The organism is Luteococcus sp. (assembly GCF_043424415.1).
Taxonomy (GTDB): domain Bacteria; phylum Actinomycetota; class Actinomycetes; order Propionibacteriales; family Propionibacteriaceae; genus Luteococcus.
The window spans coordinates 1-20,192 of sequence record NZ_JBHWOO010000136.1 but is presented as its reverse complement, the minus strand read 5'-3'; the positions used below and the strand labels follow the sequence as shown (position 1 = coordinate 20,192).

Annotated in this window: 20 protein-coding genes and 1 riboswitch; of the genes, 9 read left to right on the top strand and 11 right to left on the bottom strand. The window is 70.8% G+C overall.

The features are described 5' to 3' along the window. Window positions 1-113: 113 nt before the first annotated feature. Window positions 114-1,625, bottom strand: coding sequence for an MFS transporter (locus ACHFFZ_RS08205; RefSeq protein WP_394276154.1), 1,512 nt, complete (start codon window positions 1,623-1,625; stop codon window positions 114-116). Window positions 1,626-1,713: 88 nt separating this feature from the next. Between ACHFFZ_RS08205 and ACHFFZ_RS08200 the strand changes: the two genes are divergently transcribed. Beyond that, window positions 1,714-2,232 carry a hypothetical protein gene (locus ACHFFZ_RS08200; RefSeq protein WP_394276153.1) on the top strand — a complete coding sequence of 173 codons (519 nt, stop codon included), beginning with the start codon at window positions 1,714-1,716 and terminating at the stop codon, window positions 2,230-2,232. Here the strand turns inward: ACHFFZ_RS08200 and ACHFFZ_RS08195 are convergent. The 6 genes from ACHFFZ_RS08195 to ACHFFZ_RS08170 form a co-directional block, all read right to left on the bottom strand. Beyond that, window positions 2,202-2,771: a hypothetical protein gene (locus ACHFFZ_RS08195; protein ID WP_394276152.1), complete on the bottom strand. Its 570-nt coding sequence runs from the start codon at window positions 2,769-2,771 to the stop codon at window positions 2,202-2,204. The genes ACHFFZ_RS08200 and ACHFFZ_RS08195 overlap by 31 nt on opposite strands. Before the next feature lie 258 nt (window positions 2,772-3,029). Next, entirely contained in the window at window positions 3,030-3,557 is a 528-nt protein-coding gene (locus ACHFFZ_RS08190) for a cobalt ABC transporter (RefSeq protein WP_394276151.1), read from the bottom strand. Between the two features lie 13 nt (window positions 3,558-3,570). Further along, window positions 3,571-4,332 carry an energy-coupling factor transporter transmembrane component T family protein gene (locus ACHFFZ_RS08185; protein ID WP_394276150.1) on the bottom strand — a complete coding sequence of 254 codons (762 nt, stop codon included), beginning with the start codon at window positions 4,330-4,332 and terminating at the stop codon, window positions 3,571-3,573. Further along, window positions 4,329-5,858, bottom strand: a complete 1,530-nt coding sequence (locus ACHFFZ_RS08180) for an ABC transporter ATP-binding protein (RefSeq protein WP_394276149.1) — start codon at window positions 5,856-5,858, stop codon at window positions 4,329-4,331. The genes ACHFFZ_RS08185 and ACHFFZ_RS08180 overlap by 4 nt, the downstream gene beginning before the upstream one ends. A gap of 36 nt (window positions 5,859-5,894) precedes the next feature. Then, complete coding sequence (locus tag ACHFFZ_RS08175; protein WP_394276148.1) at window positions 5,895-6,500, bottom strand: ECF transporter S component; 606 nt, start codon at window positions 6,498-6,500, stop codon at window positions 5,895-5,897. A gap of 60 nt (window positions 6,501-6,560) precedes the next feature. Further along, window positions 6,561-6,644, bottom strand: a riboswitch (TPP riboswitch). Between the two features lie 26 nt (window positions 6,645-6,670). Next, window positions 6,671-7,531 (bottom strand): A/G-specific adenine glycosylase, encoded by an 861-nt coding sequence (locus ACHFFZ_RS08170; RefSeq protein ID WP_394276147.1) that lies wholly within the window; start codon window positions 7,529-7,531, stop codon window positions 6,671-6,673. 102 nt (window positions 7,532-7,633) lie between these two features. Between ACHFFZ_RS08170 and ACHFFZ_RS08165 the strand changes: the two genes are divergently transcribed. Further along, window positions 7,634-8,353 carry a hypothetical protein gene (locus ACHFFZ_RS08165; RefSeq protein WP_394276146.1) on the top strand — a complete coding sequence of 240 codons (720 nt, stop codon included), beginning with the start codon at window positions 7,634-7,636 and terminating at the stop codon, window positions 8,351-8,353. A gap of 44 nt (window positions 8,354-8,397) precedes the next feature. Here the strand turns inward: ACHFFZ_RS08165 and disA are convergent, their stop codons facing one another. Then, on the bottom strand, window positions 8,398-9,477 hold the full coding sequence (gene disA / locus ACHFFZ_RS08160) for a DNA integrity scanning diadenylate cyclase DisA (RefSeq protein WP_394276145.1): 1,080 nt from the start codon (window positions 9,475-9,477) through the stop codon (window positions 8,398-8,400). Between the two features lie 144 nt (window positions 9,478-9,621). On the opposite strand from disA, the gene hcp reads away from it, so the two are divergent. Further along, window positions 9,622-11,286, top strand: coding sequence for a hydroxylamine reductase (gene hcp, locus ACHFFZ_RS08155; protein ID WP_394276144.1), 1,665 nt, complete (start codon window positions 9,622-9,624; stop codon window positions 11,284-11,286). Beyond that, complete coding sequence (locus tag ACHFFZ_RS08150; RefSeq protein ID WP_394276143.1) at window positions 11,283-12,344, top strand: FAD-binding oxidoreductase; 1,062 nt, start codon at window positions 11,283-11,285, stop codon at window positions 12,342-12,344. The genes hcp and ACHFFZ_RS08150 overlap by 4 nt, the downstream gene beginning before the upstream one ends. Window positions 12,345-12,452: 108 nt before the next feature. Here the strand turns inward: ACHFFZ_RS08150 and radA are convergent, their stop codons facing one another. The 3 genes from radA to ACHFFZ_RS08135 all read right to left on the bottom strand — a co-directional run bounded on the left by radA (window position 12,453) and on the right by ACHFFZ_RS08135 (window position 15,494). Beyond that, window positions 12,453-13,847, bottom strand: coding sequence for a DNA repair protein RadA (gene radA, locus ACHFFZ_RS08145; protein WP_394276142.1), 1,395 nt, complete (start codon window positions 13,845-13,847; stop codon window positions 12,453-12,455). Between the two features lie 143 nt (window positions 13,848-13,990). Beyond that, window positions 13,991-14,629, bottom strand: coding sequence for a VOC family protein (locus ACHFFZ_RS08140; protein WP_394276141.1), 639 nt, complete (start codon window positions 14,627-14,629; stop codon window positions 13,991-13,993). 61 nt (window positions 14,630-14,690) lie between these two features. Further along, window positions 14,691-15,494, bottom strand: coding sequence for a hypothetical protein (locus ACHFFZ_RS08135; RefSeq protein ID WP_394276140.1), 804 nt, complete (start codon window positions 15,492-15,494; stop codon window positions 14,691-14,693). A gap of 48 nt (window positions 15,495-15,542) precedes the next feature. Here ACHFFZ_RS08135 and ACHFFZ_RS08130 point away from each other — a divergent pair, with 48 nt between their 5' ends. From ACHFFZ_RS08130 to proC, 5 genes are all read left to right on the top strand, one after another. Continuing rightward, window positions 15,543-16,463 (top strand): sugar phosphate isomerase/epimerase family protein, encoded by a 921-nt coding sequence (locus ACHFFZ_RS08130; protein WP_394276139.1) that lies wholly within the window; start codon window positions 15,543-15,545, stop codon window positions 16,461-16,463. Continuing rightward, window positions 16,460-17,419, top strand: coding sequence for a proline dehydrogenase family protein (locus ACHFFZ_RS08125; RefSeq protein WP_394276138.1), 960 nt, complete (start codon window positions 16,460-16,462; stop codon window positions 17,417-17,419). The genes ACHFFZ_RS08130 and ACHFFZ_RS08125 overlap by 4 nt, the downstream gene beginning before the upstream one ends. Then, window positions 17,416-18,198: a CPBP family intramembrane glutamic endopeptidase gene (locus ACHFFZ_RS08120; protein WP_394276137.1), complete on the top strand. Its 783-nt coding sequence runs from the start codon at window positions 17,416-17,418 to the stop codon at window positions 18,196-18,198. The genes ACHFFZ_RS08125 and ACHFFZ_RS08120 overlap by 4 nt, the downstream gene beginning before the upstream one ends. Window positions 18,199-18,260: 62 nt before the next feature. Then, window positions 18,261-19,310, top strand: coding sequence for an aspartate-semialdehyde dehydrogenase (locus tag ACHFFZ_RS08115; RefSeq protein WP_394276161.1), 1,050 nt, complete (start codon window positions 18,261-18,263; stop codon window positions 19,308-19,310). Window positions 19,311-19,313: 3 nt separating this feature from the next. Beyond that, on the top strand, window positions 19,314-20,120 hold the full coding sequence (proC, locus tag ACHFFZ_RS08110; RefSeq protein WP_394276136.1) for a pyrroline-5-carboxylate reductase: 807 nt from the start codon (window positions 19,314-19,316) through the stop codon (window positions 20,118-20,120). Window positions 20,121-20,192: the final 72 nt, after the last annotated feature.

Sequence of the window (20,192 nt, the reverse complement as noted above, 5' to 3'; positions counted from 1 at the left end):
GCGCACCGGACCGCCGCGCACCGGCGCGGCACCCGCAATTCCAGCGGGGGCAGCACGATGGCGGGGTGACCCGTTCCACGTCTCCGCTCCCATCGGGACGCGCAATCCAGCGCTCAGCGCGCCACGGCACCCGCGGGCCAGTGGATGCCATTGCCGTTGAGCTGACGGTCGCGCACCGCCAGGCCCGCCGCGGCCAGCAGCACCACCACGATCACCGCATAGGCGGCCATGCATCCCTTGGCGGCGCCATGGGAGGCGGTCACGCCGAAGTAGACGGCCGTGATCATGGCATTGCCGATCGCGGTCGCGGTGCGCTCGGCCGCCGACTTCACGCCGCCTGCCGTCCCGCCCGAGTGCACCGGGACGTCCTGCAGGCTCAAGGTCTGGTTGGCCGAGCCGACTGCACCCACGCCCAGGCCCGACAGGCCCAGTGTCAGCAGGAGCCACCAGAAGCTCACCTGCCAGGTGTCCACCGCCCACACCACGACGAGGCTGCCCAGCACGCCCAGCGTGCACAACAGCAGGCCACCGATGATGATCGGGCGCCCCATGCGCAATGCGTGACGCCCCGACCACATCGCCGACCAGGCCGAGGCCGCGGCATTGGGCAGGCCGATCAGGCCAGCGGCGAAGGCCGAGGCGTGCAACCCGTTCTGCAGGTACATGGCCACCGTGACGAAGATCGAGGTGGCGCCCAGGAACTGCACCGCCGAGGTGGCGGTGCCCATGGTGAAACTCGAGTGCCGAAAGAGCGCCAGGTCCACCATCGGGTCTCCGCCGCGCGCCTTGTGCCAGGTCTCCCAGCGCACCCACACCCACAACAGGCCCAGCGCTGCCGGCACCAGCGCCCAGACCAGCCCGCCGGACTTCAGCGTGAAGGGCAGCATCACGCCAAGGATCGCCAGAGTCAGCAGCAGGGCACCCACGGGGTCCAGGTCGACGTGCGAGCGCGCTCCCTGCCGGCGCGCGCCGCCGTCGGCCGTCACCCGGCGTGCGGCGTGATGGGCACGTTCGGTCTCGAAGGGCAGCCAGCGCAGGGCCAGCAGGATCCCGGCCAGGCCCATCGGGACCATCAGCAGGAAGGACCAGCGCCAGCCGTCCTCGGCCCCGATGGTGCGGATGATGCTGCCGGCGAAGACCGGGCCGATGGCCACCGAGACCGAGACCACCATGCCGAGCAGGCTGAATGCCCGGGCCCGGCCCTGACCGCTGAAGTACTGCTGGATCATGCCCATCGTCTGCGGGTTGAACAGCCCCGCACCCAGGCCCTGCAGCAGCCGCGCCCCGTTCAGCATGAAGGAGTCCGTCGCCAGGCCACAGCCCAGCGATGCCAGCGTGAACAGTGCCAGTCCGGCGATGTGCAGGCTTCCCCGGCCGAAGACGTCACCCAGGCGCCCGGCCGGCACCAGGGCCACGCCGAAACTCAGGGCATAGCCCGACAGCACCCACTGCAGGTGGGAGGAGGAGGCTTCGAGGCCCACGCCGATGCTGGACAGGGCGACATTGATGGAGCTGATCTGGATCAGGCTCATCGCCACCGGCACCAGCAGCACCGCCAGGATCTTGTAGCGGTGGAAGGTGCGATCGGTGTGCTCGACGGTGATCACGTTGCGGTCTGGGGTCACCAGCACGTTCTACGAGATTGCCGCCCGCCGGGCAAGCCGATGCCACTGGTTGTCCCCGCGGGGGTGACTGCTCGCTAGTCTGGTCGTCATGCTGTTGGTCGCCTGGGGAGCCCTGGTGCTGGCCGCCGATCCGGTGCTCAATGGTTTCGACCTGTTGCCCGATGCCATCGGCTGGGGCCTGGTCACCGCGGGGCTCGTCGAGTCCCGGATGCCGGACGGCCCGCGCGTGCTCCTGCTGGCTGTCGCCGGGCTGGCCTGCTCCCTGCTCGACTTCGCCGTCTTCTTCAGCGAGAGCGCGCCACCATGGCTCGGCCCCGCGCTGCACGCGGCGGCAGGCCTGGCGTGGATGGCAGTCCTGTGGCTGCTGCTCGCACGCCTGGCCGACGGGCTGCACGCACAGCAGTCGTCGCGGGCCCATGGGGTGCGACGGCTGCTGGTGGTGCTGGAGGTCTTGCTGGCCCTGCAGGTGCTGTGGGGCCTGGCGCAGGCCCTGCCGGGAGTGGTCCAGTGGCCCGCCGTGGGCGTGCTGCTCGCCATGGCGGTCCTGCTGGCCCACCTGCCGCTGGTCAGGCTGGCTCAGCGGGCGGCTGCGATGGCGGCCTCGTAGTCCTTGAGGAAGGACTTGCACTGACTCCGGGGCACCAGCTTCATGCCCTTGTGGTTCGGGCTGCCATAGGTGCAGTTGACCACGCTCTCGGCCAGGCGCTCGCGGGGCGACTGCTTCCAACGGGCCAGGGAGCCGTTGTGGTAGTAGGAGTCCTTGACGGCGAAGTAGTTGCCCTTGGCATCGCCCAGGCCGACGTAGCCGTAGAGCTTGGCACGCCTGGCGGGGGTGGTGCGGTACTCGACGTGGTGGGTCAACTCGTGCAGCGTCGCCTTGCCCACCTGCTGGTTGGAGGTGCGCCTGGCGCTGTAGTTGACCACGATGGTCTTGCTGGCCAGTTTGGCGACGCCCGAGGTGCCGTAGGCCAGGCTCTGGGAGCAGACACGCCTGGTGGGCATCGTGGAGAAGTTGTAGCCGGCGACGGTGCGGGCCTGCACGATGGCGCACTTGGAGCTGGCGGCCGCTGCCTGCGTGGGGGCGGCGATGGCCAGGCCGGCGGTCAGCGAGAGGGCGGCGAGGGCGCGGAGGGCGGTGCTGCTCATGGTGGGGGATTCCTTGCGACGGGGGCCTTGGCAAATCCCCCGAGTCGCAGCTCCCCAGCTGCGGCCGCCACGAGGGCGACTCGGATGAGGTTAACCTTTCGTGGGCGTGTGCCCCGGCCGCCCCGCCAGCTACGATGCGGCATCGCAGTCCGGGGGGTGCCGGGACGGGCCCCACCGAACCTGGTGTGACAAGGCCCTGTGGAGATCCAGTGGCTTAACCGATTCAGTCGGCGGCGCTGGCCGGTCTTCAGAACCCCTTCAGCGCCAATCCAGCTGCCCACGGGTGTCCCGGCCAGGTGCGACGACCAGGTCGGCCAGCTGCTGGGGGCTGTGTCGTTGCCAGTGCAGCTCCTCCTGCTCGGCCCAGGTCTGCCACCACGGCGCATAGCCCTCACCATCGCGGTCCAGGGCCCGCCGGCGCCTGGTGGGCTCGTCCAGCTCCACCCACAGGGCCAGGTCTGCCAGCTCCCGCGAGGCAGGAGTGAGCGCTCCGCAGCCCTCCACGACCATCGGGCGGGCGGGGTCCAGCGCCACCCACTCCCCAGGCGCCTGGCGTTGCCAGTCCCATCGGCGGTAGCCCGGGTCCCGGGGGCGCAGGATCGTCTCGTGGACGGCGCGCGAGCCCGCCGCCAGGCCATGCCAGCCCGGGTAAGCGTCGTCGAGGCTCACCAGCTGCACTTGCTCGCCGCACAGCTCGCCCCAGGCCGCGCAGAGCCGACGGGCCAGCGTCGTCTTGCCCGAGCCAGAGCCACCGTCCACCAGGATCCGGCGCAGCGTGGCGGTCATGATGAGGGGGCGGTCATGAGAAGACCGTGCGCAGCGTTCCCATGTGGATCGCAGCCGCGACGGCGATGCCACCCACCAGCACCGCCAGCAGCAGGGCGACCGCATCCGGCCAGCCCACCCGCGAGGGCCTCGCCCAGGTGCGCTCCACAGCGCCGCCGAAGCCCTTGGCCTCCATCGCCGTCGCCAGCCGGCCCCCGCGGCGCAGGGCCAGCACCAACAGCGAGAAGCTCATCAGCACCCAGCGCCGCAGCCGCCCCGCATCGCCCAGACCGCGGGCCCGGCGGGCCTGGCCCAGCTGGCGCCAGTCCTCCTGGAAGAGCCCGAGCATCCGGAAGCCCGCCAGGCTGCCCAGCACGAAGCGCGAGGGCAGCCGCAGCACCTGGGCCAGCCCGTCGGCCATCCGGGTGGCGTCGATGCCCTGCAGGAGCACGATGGCGGGCATCGCCAGCGCGAAGACCCGAAGCGTCAGGGCCAGGGCCAGCATGGCCGAGCCGTCACTGACCTCCACCGGCCCCCACTGCCACCAGGTGCGGCCCGAGGGAGCGCCGTAGAGCAGCATGCTCACCGCCCCGAAGGGCGCCACCACCAACAGCGGCAGCACCCGGCGCAGCAGGGTGCCCAGACCCACGCCAGCGGCCAGGAAGACCAGCACCTCGAACACCAGCGCCACCGAGGCACTCACCCAGTCGACGGTCAGGGCCAGCGGAAGGCTCAGCACGATCCCCGAGAGCACGCGGATGGCCGGGTTCACACGATCGAGTTGGGTGCGCCTCATCGGTCGGCCTCTGTCCCGATCGGCTCCAGGTGCAGGTGGTCCTGGCCCAGGGCGTCGACGAAGTCCCCGTCGTGGGTGATCGAGACCACGCTGCGGCCCTCGTCGACCATCTGGCGCACCAGCGAGACCATGTCGAGCCACGTGTTGCGGTCCTGGCCGAAGGTCGGCTCGTCGAGGAAGATCAGCTCGGGTCCGGTGGCCAGCACCGTCCCGACGCTCAGGCGTCGCTTCTCGCCGCCCGAGAGGGTGAACGGATTGGCCGTGGCAATCCGCTGCAGGTGCAGCATCTCCAGCAGGCGCTCCACCTGCTCGTCGATCCGTGCGGGCGTCCAGGACTGGTCCACCCGGGCCAGGGCGACCAGTCCGGCGGCCAGCTCCTCGCGCACGCTGGCAGCGACGAACTGGTGCTCGGGCTGCTGGAAGACGGTGCCGATCCTGGTCACCAGGTCGCGGGAGGCCCAGTTGGCCGGGTCGGCCGGGTCGAGCTGGCGTCGTCGCAGCCGGCCCCGGGTGATGGTCGGGGAGGGCCACAGCTGCTGGACGGCCACCACCCGTCCGCCGAGTTTGGGCAGCAGCCCGGCCAGGGTGAGGGCCAGGGTCGACTTCCCGGCACCATTGGCGCCGGTCACCACGGTGGAGCGGCCGCGCGCGATCGCCAGGTCCAGATCCTGCTGCACCACGTGCTGGGGGGTGTGGCCGATGGACAGCTGCTCGGTGTGCAGGACCGGCTCGCGGCCGGTGGCAGACGGGGCCCCCTCGGTGCGCGCCGGGGTCCCGCCCAGGCCTGGTGGCAGTGCCGCGCCTGGCACCCACACCCCGGCGGCGAGCAGGGCATCGCGCTGTTCGGTGAAGACCCTCGCCGGAGGCCCGTCGGCCAGGACGCCCCCACCGGGGGCGAGCACCAGCACCCGGTCCACCAGCTCGGCCCACAGCTCCACGCGGTGCTCCACCACCACCAGGGTGGTCCCGCGCTCCCGGCACAGCCCGGCGACCACGTCGCGCACCTCCCGCGCCCCCTCGGGATCGAGGTTGGCGGTCGGTTCGTCAAGCAGCAGGGTGTTCGCCTGCATCGCCAGCGCGCCGGCGATCACCAGCCGCTGCTTCTGGCCTCCCGAGAGGGCCGAGGTGGGGCGGTCGAGCTGCACGTCCAGGCCGACCGCGTCCAGGCAGGCGCGCACCCTGGGCCAGATCTGGTCGCGCGGCAGACCCATGTTCTCGCAGCCGAAGGCTACGTCGTCACCCACCCGCGCCAGCACCACCTGCGTGTCGGGGTCCTGCATCACCAGGCCCACCTGGCCGCGCCCTCGGGTGGGGTGGCGGCCGTCGACGAGCAGCCGGCCGGACTCCTCACCCTCCTCGGCGCCGCCGAGCACGCCCGCCATGGCATGCACCAGGGTGGACTTGCCCGCGCCGGAGGCGCCGAGCAGAAGCACCTTCTCACCGTCCTCGATGGTGAAGCTGGCGCCGTGCACCGCCCAGCCGGTGCGCCCGGCGTGGCGCCAGCCCCAGTCCTCGGCGACGATCATGGCGCGGTTGGGTTCATGAGGTGGCTGGTGCCGCGCTCAGCGGGACTCGCGCCCGGAGGCGAAGCGGTCCAGCGCACCGGCGCCGGCCAGGGCACGGGTGAGCAGCCAACCCAGCAGCCCGGCCAGGACCGCTCCCGAGATGAGCAGGCAGACCAGGTAGGTGCCGTTGAAGGCCAGCGACTTGGCATGGTTGCCCAGGATGAACTCGTTGACCCAGGCCGCGGCACCGGCACCGGCGCCGGCCAGCATGGCCACGCCCAGGTTCCAGCGACGGTAGGCGGCCAGGGCGAAGACGACCTCGGCCCCGAGTCCCTGCGCGAAGCCCGAGGCGACGGTCTCCCATCCCCAGATGGTGCCCAGTGCCATCGAGACGATCGCGGCCAGCAGCTCGACGAACAGGGCGGCGCCGGGCTTGCGGATCACCAGCGCCCCGAGCGGGCCGCCCAGCAGCCAGACTCCGGCGAGCAGGCCGCCTAGGCCGGGGGTCAGCGCGTCGACCGACTCGAAGGCCGCATAGCCGGGGCCGTTGTAGGCGAAGAAGACCAGGCCGATCGCCACGCCCAGCACGGCGGCCACGACGATGTCGACCACGCGCCAGCCCTTGGTCGACGCGGGGCGGGTGAGGTCTTCGGTGGTGTCCATGGTGTGCCTTCATCGTCGGGGGCACGGGTGACAGCCGGATCTCGACTGCCTGCAAGAGGCCTCCCTGCGCCGGCATGACCCGGGTCAGGTTCGACGGTCGAGGGCGCGTGCCCTCCTCTCAGCCCGACGCTTCGGACTCCCGTGTGCGCCGCCCAAGCTACCAGCTGTCCTCACAGGCGCAGAAGTCCCGCGTCGCGGCGCACCAGCTCGTCGTCCAGCAGCCCGGACAGGCAGCGTTCGGCCTGGCTGCGGTCGGTCCACGCCTCCAGCGCCAGCTCGACGGGCACGCCGTCGGGGCTGTGCCGCACCAGGTCGAGGATCACGCCTCGGCACTGGCGGTCAGTGCCGTGCCAGGCCTGTGGCTTGCGGGGCGGTCCTTCATGGGCGGGGTACCCGGCGGCCCGCCAGGCGCAGAGCTCCGAGACCGGGCAGTCCTCGCACCGGGGGCTGCGCGCGGTGCAGACCAGCGCCCCCAGCTCCATCGAGGAGGCCGCCCAGAGGGCTGCAGTGGCCTCGTCCTCGGGCAGCCAGGCCTCGGCCTCGCGCCACTCCGCCACGGTGGGTGAGGCCGAGGGGAACTGCTGGCCGCCCTCGACGCGCGCCAGCAGGCGGCGGATGTTGGTGTCCAGGACGACGGCCCGCCCGCCATGGGCAAAGGACAGGATCGCGGCGGCGGTGTACTGCCCGACCCCGGGCAGGGCCCGCAATTCCTCCAGGGTGGTGGGCACCTGGCCCTGGTGTTCCTGGGCGATGGCGACGGCGGCGCGGTGCAGGCGCTGGGCGCGTCGCGGATATCCCAGCCGGCCCCAGGCCGCGACGGCCGCGCCCGGCTCCTCGGCGGCGAGGTCGTCGGGGGTGGGCCAGCGCTCCATCCACTCCTGCCAGGGGCCGAGCACCCGGGCCACGGGCGTCTGCTGGAGCATGAACTCGCTCACCATCACGCCCCATGGGGTGCTGCGGCGCCACGGGAGGTCACGCCGGTTCTGTTCGAACCACTGGTTGACCAGCCACACCACCCGCTGCCTGTCCATCGCGCCAGCCTAGTGGTCCCGCACGGGCTCGTTCGCCACGCGCAGGCCCGCCTCTTGGCAGGGCTGCTGGCCGTGGTCGCGGTTCGCTCCTACGATCAGCACATGAACTCGCTGATGCAGCCCTCCGACCCGGAGTCCAGGAACACCTACTGGCTGCGTCGCGGCATCGTCGCGCTCGCCGCCCTGGTCTCGGTCGCCCTGGTGTGGTGGGTGCTGTCGGGCCTGTTCGGCAACAACAAGTCCGACATCAGTGCGGTCCCGCAGAACCCTGCCTCGCTGGCCTCGGTGGGCGTGACGCCAAGCCCCAGCGCCACGCCCAGTGCCTCACCCAGCCCGAGCGCCTCGTCCACACCCAGCGCCTCGGCCAGTCCGAGCAGCTCGGCGAGTGCCAGCGAGTCGCCCACGCCGACCCCCAATCCCACGCCCACGGGGCCGGTGCCCTGCACGACCGAGGTGCTCTCGGTGACGGTCGAGGGCGACAAGCGCCCCACCGCGGGTGCCTCCACCGCCTTCCAGGTCCAGGTGGCCAATGGGGACTCCATGGCCTGCGTCCTCGACCTGGACGAGAGCCCGCTCGTGCTGGAGGTCACCTCCGGCCCAGACCGGATCTGGACCACGGCACACTGCGCCAAGTGGGCGCCCCGCGGCACCCAGACCATCCGTCCCGGCGAGCCGTGGAAGACCTCGGTGACCTGGCAGGGCAAGCGCTCCAAGGATGGGTGCGGCCTGCGCGAGGAGGCGCTGCGGCCGGGCACCTACCGTGCCGCCGCCACGCTGGACGGCGTCAGCTCCCGTGCCCTGGTGATGAACCTGCAGGCCTGATCCGGCGACGCCCCGCCCCACGGGGTCGGCGCAGGGGCACGGGCTCAGTCCAGGCGGTCGCCGTAGGCGGAGTCGGCCACCCGTCCCAAGCCCTCGCGCACCAGGCGGGCGCGGCCCTCACCGATGCCGTCGACCTCCATCAGGTCGCGGGTCTTGGCGCCGAAGAGTGCCTGCAAGCTGCCGAAGTGCTCCACCAGGCGGCGGCCCAGGCTGGTGGGGATGCGTCCCAGCTGGGCGATCTGGCGGTGGCCGCGCGGGGTCAGGTGGGTCTCCAGGTGGTGATCCTCGCCGAAGCCCATGGTGCGTGCGACCGTCAGCGGTTCCAGCAGTTCGGTGGAGGTGAGCTCCTCCAGGGCAGCCAGCCGGAAGCTGGTGGACTCCTCGTCTTCGGGCCCGTAGTCCAGCTCGACGAGCGTGGCGAGGTCGTCGACACCGTGGGTGAGTTCGTGGAGCTGCATCTCGAGCAGCCGTCCGTCGACGCCCAGGGCCGCGACATAGGCGCGCAACTCCCGGTCCAGGCGGCGGATCATCTCGATGCGCTGCGCCACCAGGGCCACCTCCTTGACGCTGACCTGGTCGTGCACCTCCAGCGAGGTGAGCACGCGCGTGGTCTCCAGCAGCCGCTCCCGGTAGCGGGTGAGGGTGGCCAGGGCCTGGTTGGCACGCGAGAGGATCCGCTCGGAGGTCTCGATCGGGTCGCGCTGTCCGTCCAGGAAGAGGGTGATGGTCGACATCGAGGCCGAGACGGTCACCACCGGTAGTTCGGTCTGCTGGGCGATCCGGTCGGCCGTGCGGTGCCGGGTTCCGGTCTCGACGGTGGGGATGTCGCCGTCGGGGACGAAGTGGACGCCCGCGGCGAGGATGCGCTCGAAGTCACTGGAGACGATGATGCCGCCGTCCATCTTGGCCAGCTCGCGCAGGGCGGTGGGGGTGAACTGCACGTCCAGGGCGAAGCCCCCGGTCGAGATCTTCTCCACCCGTCGGTTGCTGCCCAGTACCACCAGCGCGCCGGTGCGACCCTTCTGGATGCGCTCCAGTCCCTCGCGCAGGGGGGTGCCGGGGGCCAGGAGGGCCTGGAAACGGCGCTGTCGTGCCTGGTGCTCGGCGGGGGAAGGTGCGGCCATGCCCCGATCGTAGTGCGACCGGCGGCGTAGCTCGTCCCGCGCAGGGTGTCACGAGGCAAGGGTCGCCTTGCTTGCCATGGGCCACGACGAAGGGTAGTTATTAAGCAAGAGATTCTCCGTATCAACGAAGTGAGTGTGAGGCCAATGTTCTGCTACCAGTGCGAACAGACCGACCGGAGCGACAACCTGCTGCTGGGCTGCCACTCCCTCAAGGGCAATTGCGGCAAGGACGACCGCACTGCCACCCTCCAGGACATCCTGATCACCGTCTGCTACGGCATCGGCCAGTACGCAGCCCTGCTGCGCGAGAAGGGCGAGTCGGACCCCGCCCCCGCCCACCGGGCCTCCTACTGGGTCTTCACCACCCTCACCAACGTGAACTTCAATGCCACCAGCTTCCAGCGCATGATCGACCAGGCCCACGCCTACCAGCAGGAACTCAAGCAGCGTTACCTCGACCTGTGCGCCGAGCGTGGTGAGGAGCTGCAGCTGCCCTCGGGCGCCGCCGAGTTCGTGCCCGGCAAGGGATTCGCCGCCCTGCTGAAGCAGGCCCCGCTGGTTCGCGTCGACGCCAACATCGACGTCCTGGGCGCCGACGTCGTCGGGGTGCGCAACCTCAACCTGTACGGCCTCAAGGGTCTGTGCGCCTATGCCCACCACGCCCACGTGCTCGGGCACCGCACCGACGAGACCGATGCCGGCATCGAGAAGGCGCTGGCCTTCCTCGGCGATCCAGCCACCGACCTCGACACCCTGCTCGGCCACGCGCTGGAACTCGGCACCCTGAACCTGAAGGTGATGGAGATGCTGGATGCTGCCAACACCGGCGTCTTCGGCACCCCGGTGCCCACCGAGGTCCCCGTCACCGCCGTCGAGGGCAAGGCCATCCTGGTCTCGGGCCACGACCTGGGCGACCTGGTCGCCATCCTCGAAGCCACCAAGGACACCGGCATCAACGTGTGGACCCACGGCGAGATGCTGCCGGCCCACGGCTACCCGGGCCTGAAGAAGTACCCCCACCTGGTCGGCAACTACGGCTCGGCCTGGCAGAACCAGCACGAGGAGTTCGCGGCCTTCCCCGGCCCCATCGTGATGACCTCCAACTGCCTCATCGAGCCCCAGCCCACCTACCGCTCCCGCATCTTCACCATGGGCCCGGTCGGGTGGCCCGGCGTGCGCCACCTGGAGCACGAGGACCTCGCGCTGGTGGTCAAGGCCGCCCAGGCGCTGCCCGGCTTCAATGTCACCGATCCCCAGCGCACCGTCACCGTCGGCTTCGGGCACGGCTCGGTCCTCGACCACGCCGACGCGATCGTCGAGGCCGTCAAGACCGGCCAGATCAGCCGCTTCCTGGTGATCGGTGGCTGCGACGGCGCCAAGCCCGGTCGCAACTACTACACCGAGATCGCCGAGAAGTCGGGCGAGGACACCGTGCTGCTCACCATGGGCTGCAACAAGTACCGGGTCAACGGCCATGACTACGGCACCGTCGCGGGCCTGCCCCGGCTGCTCGACATCGGCCAGTGCAATGACTCCTTCACCGCGGTCAAGATCGCCCTGGCGCTGTCGGAGGCTTTCGACTGCGGCGTCAACGACCTGCCGTTGAGCCTGTTCGTCAGCTGGTTCGAGCAGAAGGCCGCCGCCGTGCTGCTCACGCTGCTGAGCCTCGACATCAAGCACATCCGCCTCGGACCGACCCTGCCGGTCTTCCTCACACCGGCCGTCGTCGACATCCTGGTCGACAAGTTCGACCTCAAGCCGCTGGGAGATCCCACCGAGGACCTCGCCCTGGCCATGGCGGGGGCATGAGCTGCCAGGTGAGGATGGTCACCACCGACGGTGACGTGCGCACGGTCCAGGCCCTGCAGGGCCAGTCCGTGGTGGAGGCGGCCAAGGATGCCGACATCATCCTGCCCTCGCTGTGTGGCAAGGGAACCTGCGGCACCTGCATCGCGCAGGTGAGTGCCGGCGACTACACGATGCGGCCCTTCGAGGCCGACGCCCTGGGTGCCAACGCGCCCGAGGCTTCCGCCCTGTTGTGCTGCGTCGAGCCCACCAGCGACCTGGACGTCAACCTGCCCTTCGACTCGGCCAAACTGATCGACCAGGCGCCGCTGGAGCGCACCGCCACGATCGCCTCGATCGAGCACCTCAGGCAGCACATCGTGAAACTCACGTTGCAGCTCGACGAGCACGAGGTGAATGGTTCGGCCGCCGAGTTCGAGGCCGGGCAGTACATGCAGCTGGTCGAACCGGACTCGGGCGTGCTGCGTGCCTACTCCATGTCGAACGTGCAGAACTGGGACGGGACGCTGGAATTCCTGATCCACATCCGCGAGCACGGCACCTTCTCCACCTTCCTCGACGAGCGCGCCGAGGTGGGCCAGAGGCTCACCGTGGTCGGTCCCCAGGGCACCTTTGCCCTGGAGGAGAACGGGATGCGGCCCCGCTGGTTCGTGGGTGGCGGCTGCGGCCTGGCCCCCCTGCTGAGCATGCTGCGCCGGATGGCGGAGTGGGGCGACCCGCAGGAGACCCGCCTGGTACTGGGCGTCAACACCGTCGACGACGTCTTCGGCGTGGCGGAGATCGGCGAGCTGCTCGACCAGATGCCCGAACTGAGGGTCACCCTGGCGATCTGGCATCCCGAGGGCGGACTGGAGGCCCCTGACGAACGCTTCGAGTGCGTCGCGGGCTCGGCCGTGGACGTCCTGGAGGCAGGGCTCGCGGAGGCCGGCTCCGATCCCGAGCTCGTGCCCGACATCTACGTCTGTGGCCCTCCCGGCATGGTCACTGCGCTGGAGGAGGCGACGGCCGCTGCCGGAGTGGCACCGGAGCTGGTGCACACGGAGCGGATCAGCCAGAACTGAGGCTTCCATCCGGCCCGGGCCGTTGGTGACAGACACCTGTGCTGGTGGCCCCGTAGCCCGGGGCCCCCAGCACTGGGGCACCGTCCGGGGCCCGCGAGCCCCACCCGCTCAGCCGCGCTCCCGCGGGGCTCGCTTCAGCCCAAGCACGCCGAGCGCCTCGGCCACCGACTCCACCTCGACGACCTTCAGCCCACCCAGGTTGGGCACCTTCTGCGTCGTGTCACGGCTGCGCGCGGGCACGATCGCCAGCTCGAAGCCAAGCCTTCCTGCCTCGGCCAGGCGACGTTCCAGCCCGGGGACCCGTCGCAGGTCTCCTGCCAGGCCCACCTCGCCGACGGCCAGCACCCGCTTGGGGAAGTTGACGCCCAGCTGGCCACTGGCCACCGCGACCGCGATCGCCAGGTCGGCGCACGGGTCGGCAACCTTTGCACCACCCACGGTGGAGACGTAGACATCCTTGGCGGCCAGGGTGATGCGCGCCTTGGTCTCCAGCACCGCCAGGATCATCGCCACCCGGCTGCCCTCCACCCCATTGGTGGTGCGCCGCGGGTTCTTCTCATTGGGTGAGGGGGCGACCAGGGCCTGCACCTCGGCCAGCAGGGGCCGTCGTCCCTGCATGGTCACCGTGACGCAGGTGCCGGGCACGGGCTGGTCCCGGTGCGTGGTGAACAGCCCCGACGGGTCGGTCACCTCGACGATGCCCTTCTCGCTCATCTCGAAGCAGCCCACCTCGTCGGAGGGGCCGAAGCGGTTCTTGACCGCGCGCACCATCCGGAAGCCGGAGTGGCGGTCGCCCTCGAAGTTGAGCACCACGTCCACCAGGTGCTCCATGGTGCGGGGCCCGGCAATGGTGCCGTCCTTGGTGACGTGGCCGACGATCACCACCGCCATGCCGCGGCGTTTGGCGACGCGCACCAGCGCCCCGGTCACCTCCCGCACCTGGGTCACCCCGCCCGGGGAGCCGTCGGCCTGGGCGGTGCCGACGGTCTGCACCGAGTCGAGCACCACCAGGTCGGGCTCCACTTCCTCGATGTGCCCCAGTACGGTGCCCAGGTCGGTCTCCGCGGCCAGGTAGAGCTCGTCGGCCAGCGCATTGGTGCGGCCTGCCCGCAGCCGCACCTGGGCCGCGGACTCCTCACCGGTGACATAGAGCGTCCGCCCGCCCCCGGAGGCCCACTTGGCCGCCACCTCCAGCAGCAGGGTCGACTTGCCCACGCCCGGCTCACCGGCCAGCAGCACCACGACCCCGGGCACCAGGCCACCGCCGAGCACCCTGTCGAGCTCACCGATGCCGGTGAGCGTGCGCTGGGTGGTGTTGGTCGGCACCCTGCCGATCGGCATCGCCTTGGACACCGGCGTGCTGCTGGCCACCTCGGCCAGCTTCGGCGCGCCTCGCTCGGCCACTGAACCCCAGGCCTGGCACTCGCCACACTTGCCGACCCACCGGGCCGAGGTCCACCCGCACTCGGTGCACTGGTACGCGTCCTGCTTCTGCTTCGCCACGTCGACGACCCTAGGCGACGGCTCTGACAGTTCTCGTGCCCGACGCCCACGCACCCCCGGGCGGGTGCCCTGGAATGCAGCAACGGCGCGCCCCGAAGGGGACGCGCCGCCGTGGCTGCAGGTCGATCAGGGAGCGCAGGGCCTCAGATGCGCACGATCTCGCCCGAGGCGGTCTGGAAGGTGACCGCGTCGAGGCCAGGCATGCCGTTGGGGGCGGTGAAGTTCAGCTTCACGCCGTCGAATTCATCACCGAGCTCGACGCCCATCCAGTCCTCGACGCGCGGGCGGGAGCCGGCGATGTCGAAGCCGACGACGTCCACGTCGCCCTTGAGGGCGCTGGGACGGACGTCCTCCGGCGAGGTCCACTGCAGGAAGTAGGGCAGCTGCGGGTCGGCCATCAGGCCCTTGATGCCCACCTGCTTCCACTCCAGCAGGCGGCCGTCGGGGAAGTGGCGGGAGCCGTCGACGGCCGCGCGGCCCTCACGCTCCTCGTAGGGGGTGATGTCGTCAACCGACACCACCCAGCCGAGCCAGCCACCACCCAGTTCGGTACGGGCGCGCACGGCCTGCCCGAACAGGGCCTTGTCAGCGGCCGGATGCTCCAGCACCTCGACCAGTTCCAGGTAACGATCGTCGGCGAGCGGGAGGATGTGGTTGCGGGTGCCGAAGCGGGGGTGGAAGCCACCGTCCTTGAACTCGGCACCAAGAAGGTTGCCCAGACGCTCCGCCTCTGCCTTGAGGCCGTCGGGACCGGCTGCGAACACGAGATGGTCGACATGCATGGCCACATTCTTGCCGGTGACCTGTCGATAAGCGAAAACGGGGGTGGTGAAAGCTGTCTGACTAGGCGGTCGAATTCCCCACGGCGCCCTCTGTTGCCGCAGTGGTGGCCGGATGGTGTGCCAGCCCGGCCAGGTGCTCCTCGGCCAGGCGCACCAGTTCGTCATAGGCCGGCTGGCCCATGAGCTCGACCAGTTCGTCGCGGCTCGACTCGTAGACCGGGCTGGCCCCGACGTGGGCCACCGGGTTCGACGTGCAGTACCAGTCCAGGTCTGCGCCGCCCGAGCCCCAGCCCTCCCGGGTGTACTCGCCGATGGTGATCTCCAGCCAGGGCGTGCCGTCGGCCCTCTCCATGTGTCGGTAGGTGCGCCGGATCGGCAGTTGCCAGCAGACGTCCGGCTTGGTCTGCACCGGGCTGATCCCCTCGCGCAGGGCGAGGCCGTGCAGGGCGCATCCGGCTCCGCCGGGAAAACCCGGCCGGTTCTGGAAGATGCACACGCCGTCCACGACGCGGGTCTTGCGGGTCTGCTCCTGGTCCGCATCGGCCTCGGGGTCGGCCTCCTCGTCCACCGCCCAGCCGTGCTGGCCCTGCTCGTACTGCTGCCAGGTCTGGGGGGTCAGGCGTGCGACGTGTCCGGCGACGCGCTGCTCGTCGGCCGCTTCGCTGAAGTGCGCTCCCAGGACGCAGCAGCCGTCCTCGGGCCGGTTCGCGTCGATGCCGCGGCAGCCCTCGCCGAAGATGCAGCTCCAGCGGGAGGTGAGCCAGGTCAGGTCGCAGCGCAGCAGCTGGTCGTCGTCGGCGGGGTCCACGAACTCCACCCAGGTGCGGGGGAAGGGCTGCCTGATCTCGACGTCGACGGGATTCACGACCGGCACCCTACCGGGGCGGCTCCCGGCAGGCACTAGTTTGGAGGAATGGTCCCCACAGGCGAGAGCACCCAGCCCCTGCGCGGCGACGGCAGCGCTGATGCCGTCGCCCCCGTGCGACGCCCCCGCAGCCCGGCCCGCGTGGGACTGTCCTCCAGTTGCGTCTATCCGGAGTCGACGGCCGCCGCCTTCGAGCTGTCCGCCGAGCTGGGCTGGGACGGCGTCGAGGTGATGGTGGGCATCGACCCACTGGCGGCAGACATCGACAAGGTCGCCGAACTGCAGGACCGGCACCAGGTGGCGGTGCTGTCGATCCACGCCCCGACCCTGCTGGTCACCCAGGCCACCTGGGGCACCGACCCGTGGGAGAAGCTGGAGCGTTCCGCCGAGGCGGCCCAGCGCCTGGGGGCCGAGGTGGTCGTCGTGCATCCGCCCTTTCGCTGGCAGGGGCGCTATGCCCGCACCTTCGTCGACGGGATCCGCGAGCTGAACTCCCGCACCGGCGTCATCGTCGCCGTGGAGAACATGTACCCGTGGCGCACACCCGGCACCCACTTCCAGGCCTATGTGCCCAGCTGGGACCCCACCGAGATGGGCTACGAGCACCTGACCCTCGACCTTTCGCACGCCTCCACCTCCCGAAAGCAGTCCTTGGACTATGTGGAGGAGTGGGGGCCCAGGCTTCGTCACGTGCACATCACCGACGGCAAGGGTTCGCCCAAGGACGAGCACCTCTTCCCGGGCGAGGGCGACCAGCGTGCCTTCGAGCTGCTGGACCGCCTCGCCGAGAGGGCCTTCGACGGCCACGTGGTGCTCGAGGTCAACACCCGCAAGGCCGGTTCGCGCGAGGTGCGCGCCCAGTGGCTGGCCGACTGCCTGGCCAAGTTGCGACACCACCTCGGCCAGGACCAGCCGGACGAGGTGGACGCAGACACCTTCGGGGCGACGCGCGAGGGGGCCGCACGGTGAGCGGGCACGACCAGGTCAGCAGCCCCTTCGGACGCGCCAGCGAGTTCGTGGCGCGGCTCGGAAGCTCGGATCGTGCGCAGCGGGCGGTGACGGCGAGTCCGGCCGCGCGTGAGGTGGCCCGCCGTTTCATCGCGGCAGAGAACACCGGCGAGGCGGTGGAGACGGTGCGGCAGAACCACACCAAGGGCCTGCGATCCACCCTGGAGCCCCTGCTTGCTCCGGCACGGGGAGTCGACGACGTCCGGGCGGCGGTGGGGGCGCACCGCGAGCTGGTCCAGGAGGTCTCGCGGGCGGGCCTGGCGTCCGTGGCGGAGGTGACGGTCAAGCCGAGCACGATCGGGCTGGGGCTGTCCGATGCCCGTCTGGCGCAGGCGGCCCTGGGCGAGATCTGCCTGGCGGCCCGCAATGCCGGCAGCCTGGTCAGCCTCGACCTGGAGGAGCCGTCGACCACCGACGAGACCTACGCCCTGTTCTCGCTGTGCCACCAGGACTTCCCCCAGCTGGGGGTGACGGTGCAGAGTCGTCAGCGGCGAAGCCTGGTGGACAGCCGCTGGCTGGCATCGATGCCGGCGCGGGTGCGGCTGTGCAAGGGCGGCTACTCGCAGCCGTGGGCGACGGGCCACATCACCGGCCAGGACGTGGACCAGAGCTTCATCGCCTGCCTGGAGGTGCTGATGGCCGGGCGTGGGCATCCGATGGTCGCGACCCATGATCCGCAGCTCGTGGAGGCCACCATCCAGATCGCAGGCCAGCACCAGCGAGCCGGGGACAGCTATGAATTCCAGATGTACCACGGGGTGCGGCCCTGGGAGCACCGCCGCCTGGTCGACACCGGCCACCAGGTGCGCGTCCACCTGCCCGTGGGCAGCGACTGGTACGCCTACCTGCTGCGACGGGTCACCGAGCGCCCGGCCAATGTCATGCCCCTGCTGCGGGCGCTGGTCACCAGGCGATGAGCGCGTCCCCGCCCGGCCGGTCCCGCCTGCGCCGGGTGATGCTGCTGGAGGTGGCCCTGCTGCTGGGAGTGAGCCTGGGCCGCTCGGCCATCTACTCGGTGCTGAGCATCATCGAGCGCACCACCCGTGCCGTGCCGCTGGACCAGCAGACCTCCTCGTTGAACCAGGCCGCCACGCCGGACCGGCCCTGGCTCAGTGCCCTGTACCAGCTGGTCGACGTGCTGCTGCTGCCCGTCCCGGCACTGCTGGCACTGCTCCTGCTGGCCACCGCCTGGCCTCCGCGCGGCGGGGTGCTGGCCGCCACCGGGCTCGACCTGCGCCGGGTGCGGAGCGACCTGCTGTGGGGCCTGGGCATCTTCGTCGGCATCGGGGTCCCCGGGCTCGCGCTCTACCTGGGTTCCCGGGCGCTCGGGCTGAACACGACGGTCCAGGCCGCGGGGCTGGGAGAGCACTGGTGGGTGGTTCCGCTGCTGGTGGCCTCGGCCGCGGGCAATGCGGTGCTCGAGGAGGTCGTGATGGTCGGCTACCTGTTCGTCCGTGGTGCGCAGGCGCGAGTGTCGCCCCGGCTCGTCCTGGTCAGCTCTGCGGTGGTGCGCGGCAGCTACCACCTCTACCAGGGCTTCGGCGGCTTCGTCGGCAACCTCGTGATGGGGCTGCTCCTGGGGTGCTTCTTCCGGCGCACCGGGCGCCTGTGGCCGTTGGTGGTGGCCCACTTCCTGCTCGACGTCGCCAGTTTCGTCGGCTACGCCGCGCTGGCCGGGCGGGTCTCCTGGCTCTGAGGGCAACCAGCAGGCCCGACGCCACGTGGACCGGGCCGGACGAAGCCTGCCGGGCACCTAGTCTGGGTCCCATGCGCGTAGGAATCTTTGGAGCAACTGGTCAGGTCGGCGGCGTGATGATGACGCTGCTGGAGGAACGTGACTTCCCCGTCGACGAGCTGCGGTTGTTCGCCTCCGCACGCTCTGCTGGGAAGACGATCACCTTCAAGGGCCAGGAGATCACCGTCGAGGACACCGAGACCGCCGACTTCTCCGGTCTCGACATCGCCCTGTTCAGCAATGGCGGGTCGACGTCGAAGGTCGTGGCCCCCAAGGTGGCCGCCGCCGGCGCCATCGTCGTCGACAACTCCTCGGCCTGGCGGCTGGACCCCGAGGTGCCGCTGGTGGTCAGCGAGGTGAACCCGGACGACGCCAAGAACCCGCCCAAGGGCATCATCGCCAACCCCAACTGCACCACCATGGCGGCCATGCCCGTCGTCAAGCCGCTGCACGACGCGGCCGGCCTGAAGCGCCTGGTGGTGGCCACCTACCAGGCCATCTCGGGTTCCGGCGGGGACGCGGTGCTCAATGCCGAACGCCAGTTCCGCGTCGGGGTGGAGTCCGGGAAGCTCGACGAGCTGCGCCTGGACGGGCAAGTGATCGACTTCGGTGACCCGGCCCCCTATGTGAAACCCATCGCCTACAACGTGCTGCCGATTGCCGGTGGTCTGGTCGACGACGGCAGCGGCGAGACCGACGAGGAGCAGAAGCTGCGCAATGAGTCGCGCAAGATCCTGCACCTGCCCGAGCTGCTGGTGGCCGGAACCTGCGTGCGGGTGCCGGTGCTCAGCGGCCACTCCCTGGTGGTCCACGCCGAGTTCGAGCGCGACATCGCTCCCGAGCAGGCCGCCGAGATCCTCGCGGGCGCTCCCAGTGTGGAGCTGATGGACGTCCCCACCCCGCAGGACGCGGCCGGCAAGGACCCGTCCTTCGTCGGGCGCATCCGCCGTGACCAGTCCGCCCCCGAGGGCAAGGGCCTGGTGCTCTTCCTCAGCAATGACAACCTGCGCAAGGGTGCCGCCCTCAACGCGGTGCAGGTGGCCGAGCTGGTTGCCAAGAACCTGAAGGGCTGAGCCGTGGTCATCGCACTGGTGGGCGTGGGAACGATGGGCGAGGCGGTCCTGTCCGGGCTGGCCCGCTGGGGCAAGCACGAGTTGCTGGTCGTGAACCGTCGTACCGAGCGGGACCGGGAGCTCGAGGAGCGCTACGAGGGTGTGCGTGCTGCCACTCTCGAGGAGGCCGCCGCGAGTGCCGACGTCCTGGTGGTGGCCGTCAAGCCGCGCGGCGTCTGTGAGGTGCTCGGCCAGGCAGCCGGGCACCTGAGGGAGCAGGCGGTGGTGGTGAGCCTGGCGGCGGGAATGCCCCTGGCCGTGATGGAGCGCCAGCTGCGCGAGGGCCAGCCACTGGTGCGCGTGATGCCCAACACCCCGTCGCTGGTGGGGCGCGGGGTCAGCGCCCTGAGCCCCTCGCAGTCCACCAGCGAGGAAGACCTGGAGCGGGTGCGCGAAGTGATGCAGGCCTGCGGTCACGTGGTGGTGGTGCCGGAGGACCAGCAGGACGTGGTCACGTCGATCTCCGGATCGGGCCCGGCCTACCTCTTCCACGTGGCCGACGCGATGGTGGAGGCAGCGGTGCAGATGGGGTTGTCCCGGCCGACCGCGACGGACCTGGTGGCGCACACCATCGACGGTGCCGGTGCCATGCTGCGGGAACCGGGCGCCCACCCGGCCAGTCTGCGCGAGGGCGTCACCTCGCCGGGCGGCACCACGGCGCAGGCACTTCGGGTGCTGGACCAGGACGGCGTGCGCTCCGCCTTCTCCCGGGCGATGCACGCCTGCCGTGACCGCTCCGCCGAGATGTCGCGCGAGGCGGAGCAGGCCTGAGGGGCAGCTGACGAGTCCTGGCACATCGCGCATGCTGGACGGGGGCCGGCGAACCCAGTGGGTTCGCCACAA

Coding starts and splice junctions, on each gene's coding strand:
- ACHFFZ_RS08200 (WP_394276153.1), top strand. CDS start 1,714: ATGCTGTTGGTCGCCTGGGGAGCCCTGGTGCTGGCCGCCGATCCGGTG.
- ACHFFZ_RS08195 (WP_394276152.1), bottom strand. CDS start 2,771: ATGAGCAGCACCGCCCTCCGCGCCCTCGCCGCCCTCTCGCTGACCGCC.
- ACHFFZ_RS08190 (WP_394276151.1), bottom strand. CDS start 3,557: ATGACCGCCACGCTGCGCCGGATCCTGGTGGACGGTGGCTCTGGCTCG.
- ACHFFZ_RS08185 (WP_394276150.1), bottom strand. CDS start 4,332: ATGAGGCGCACCCAACTCGATCGTGTGAACCCGGCCATCCGCGTGCTC.
- ACHFFZ_RS08180 (WP_394276149.1), bottom strand. CDS start 5,858: ATGATCGTCGCCGAGGACTGGGGCTGGCGCCACGCCGGGCGCACCGGC.
- ACHFFZ_RS08175 (WP_394276148.1), bottom strand. CDS start 6,500: ATGGACACCACCGAAGACCTCACCCGCCCCGCGTCGACCAAGGGCTGG.
- ACHFFZ_RS08170 (WP_394276147.1), bottom strand. CDS start 7,531: ATGGACAGGCAGCGGGTGGTGTGGCTGGTCAACCAGTGGTTCGAACAG.
- ACHFFZ_RS08165 (WP_394276146.1), top strand. CDS start 7,634: ATGAACTCGCTGATGCAGCCCTCCGACCCGGAGTCCAGGAACACCTAC.
- disA (WP_394276145.1), bottom strand. CDS start 9,477: ATGGCCGCACCTTCCCCCGCCGAGCACCAGGCACGACAGCGCCGTTTC.
- hcp (WP_394276144.1), top strand. CDS start 9,622: ATGTTCTGCTACCAGTGCGAACAGACCGACCGGAGCGACAACCTGCTG.
- ACHFFZ_RS08150 (WP_394276143.1), top strand. CDS start 11,283: ATGAGCTGCCAGGTGAGGATGGTCACCACCGACGGTGACGTGCGCACG.
- ACHFFZ_RS08140 (WP_394276141.1), bottom strand. CDS start 14,629: ATGCATGTCGACCATCTCGTGTTCGCAGCCGGTCCCGACGGCCTCAAG.
- ACHFFZ_RS08130 (WP_394276139.1), top strand. CDS start 15,543: ATGGTCCCCACAGGCGAGAGCACCCAGCCCCTGCGCGGCGACGGCAGC.
- ACHFFZ_RS08120 (WP_394276137.1), top strand. CDS start 17,416: ATGAGCGCGTCCCCGCCCGGCCGGTCCCGCCTGCGCCGGGTGATGCTG.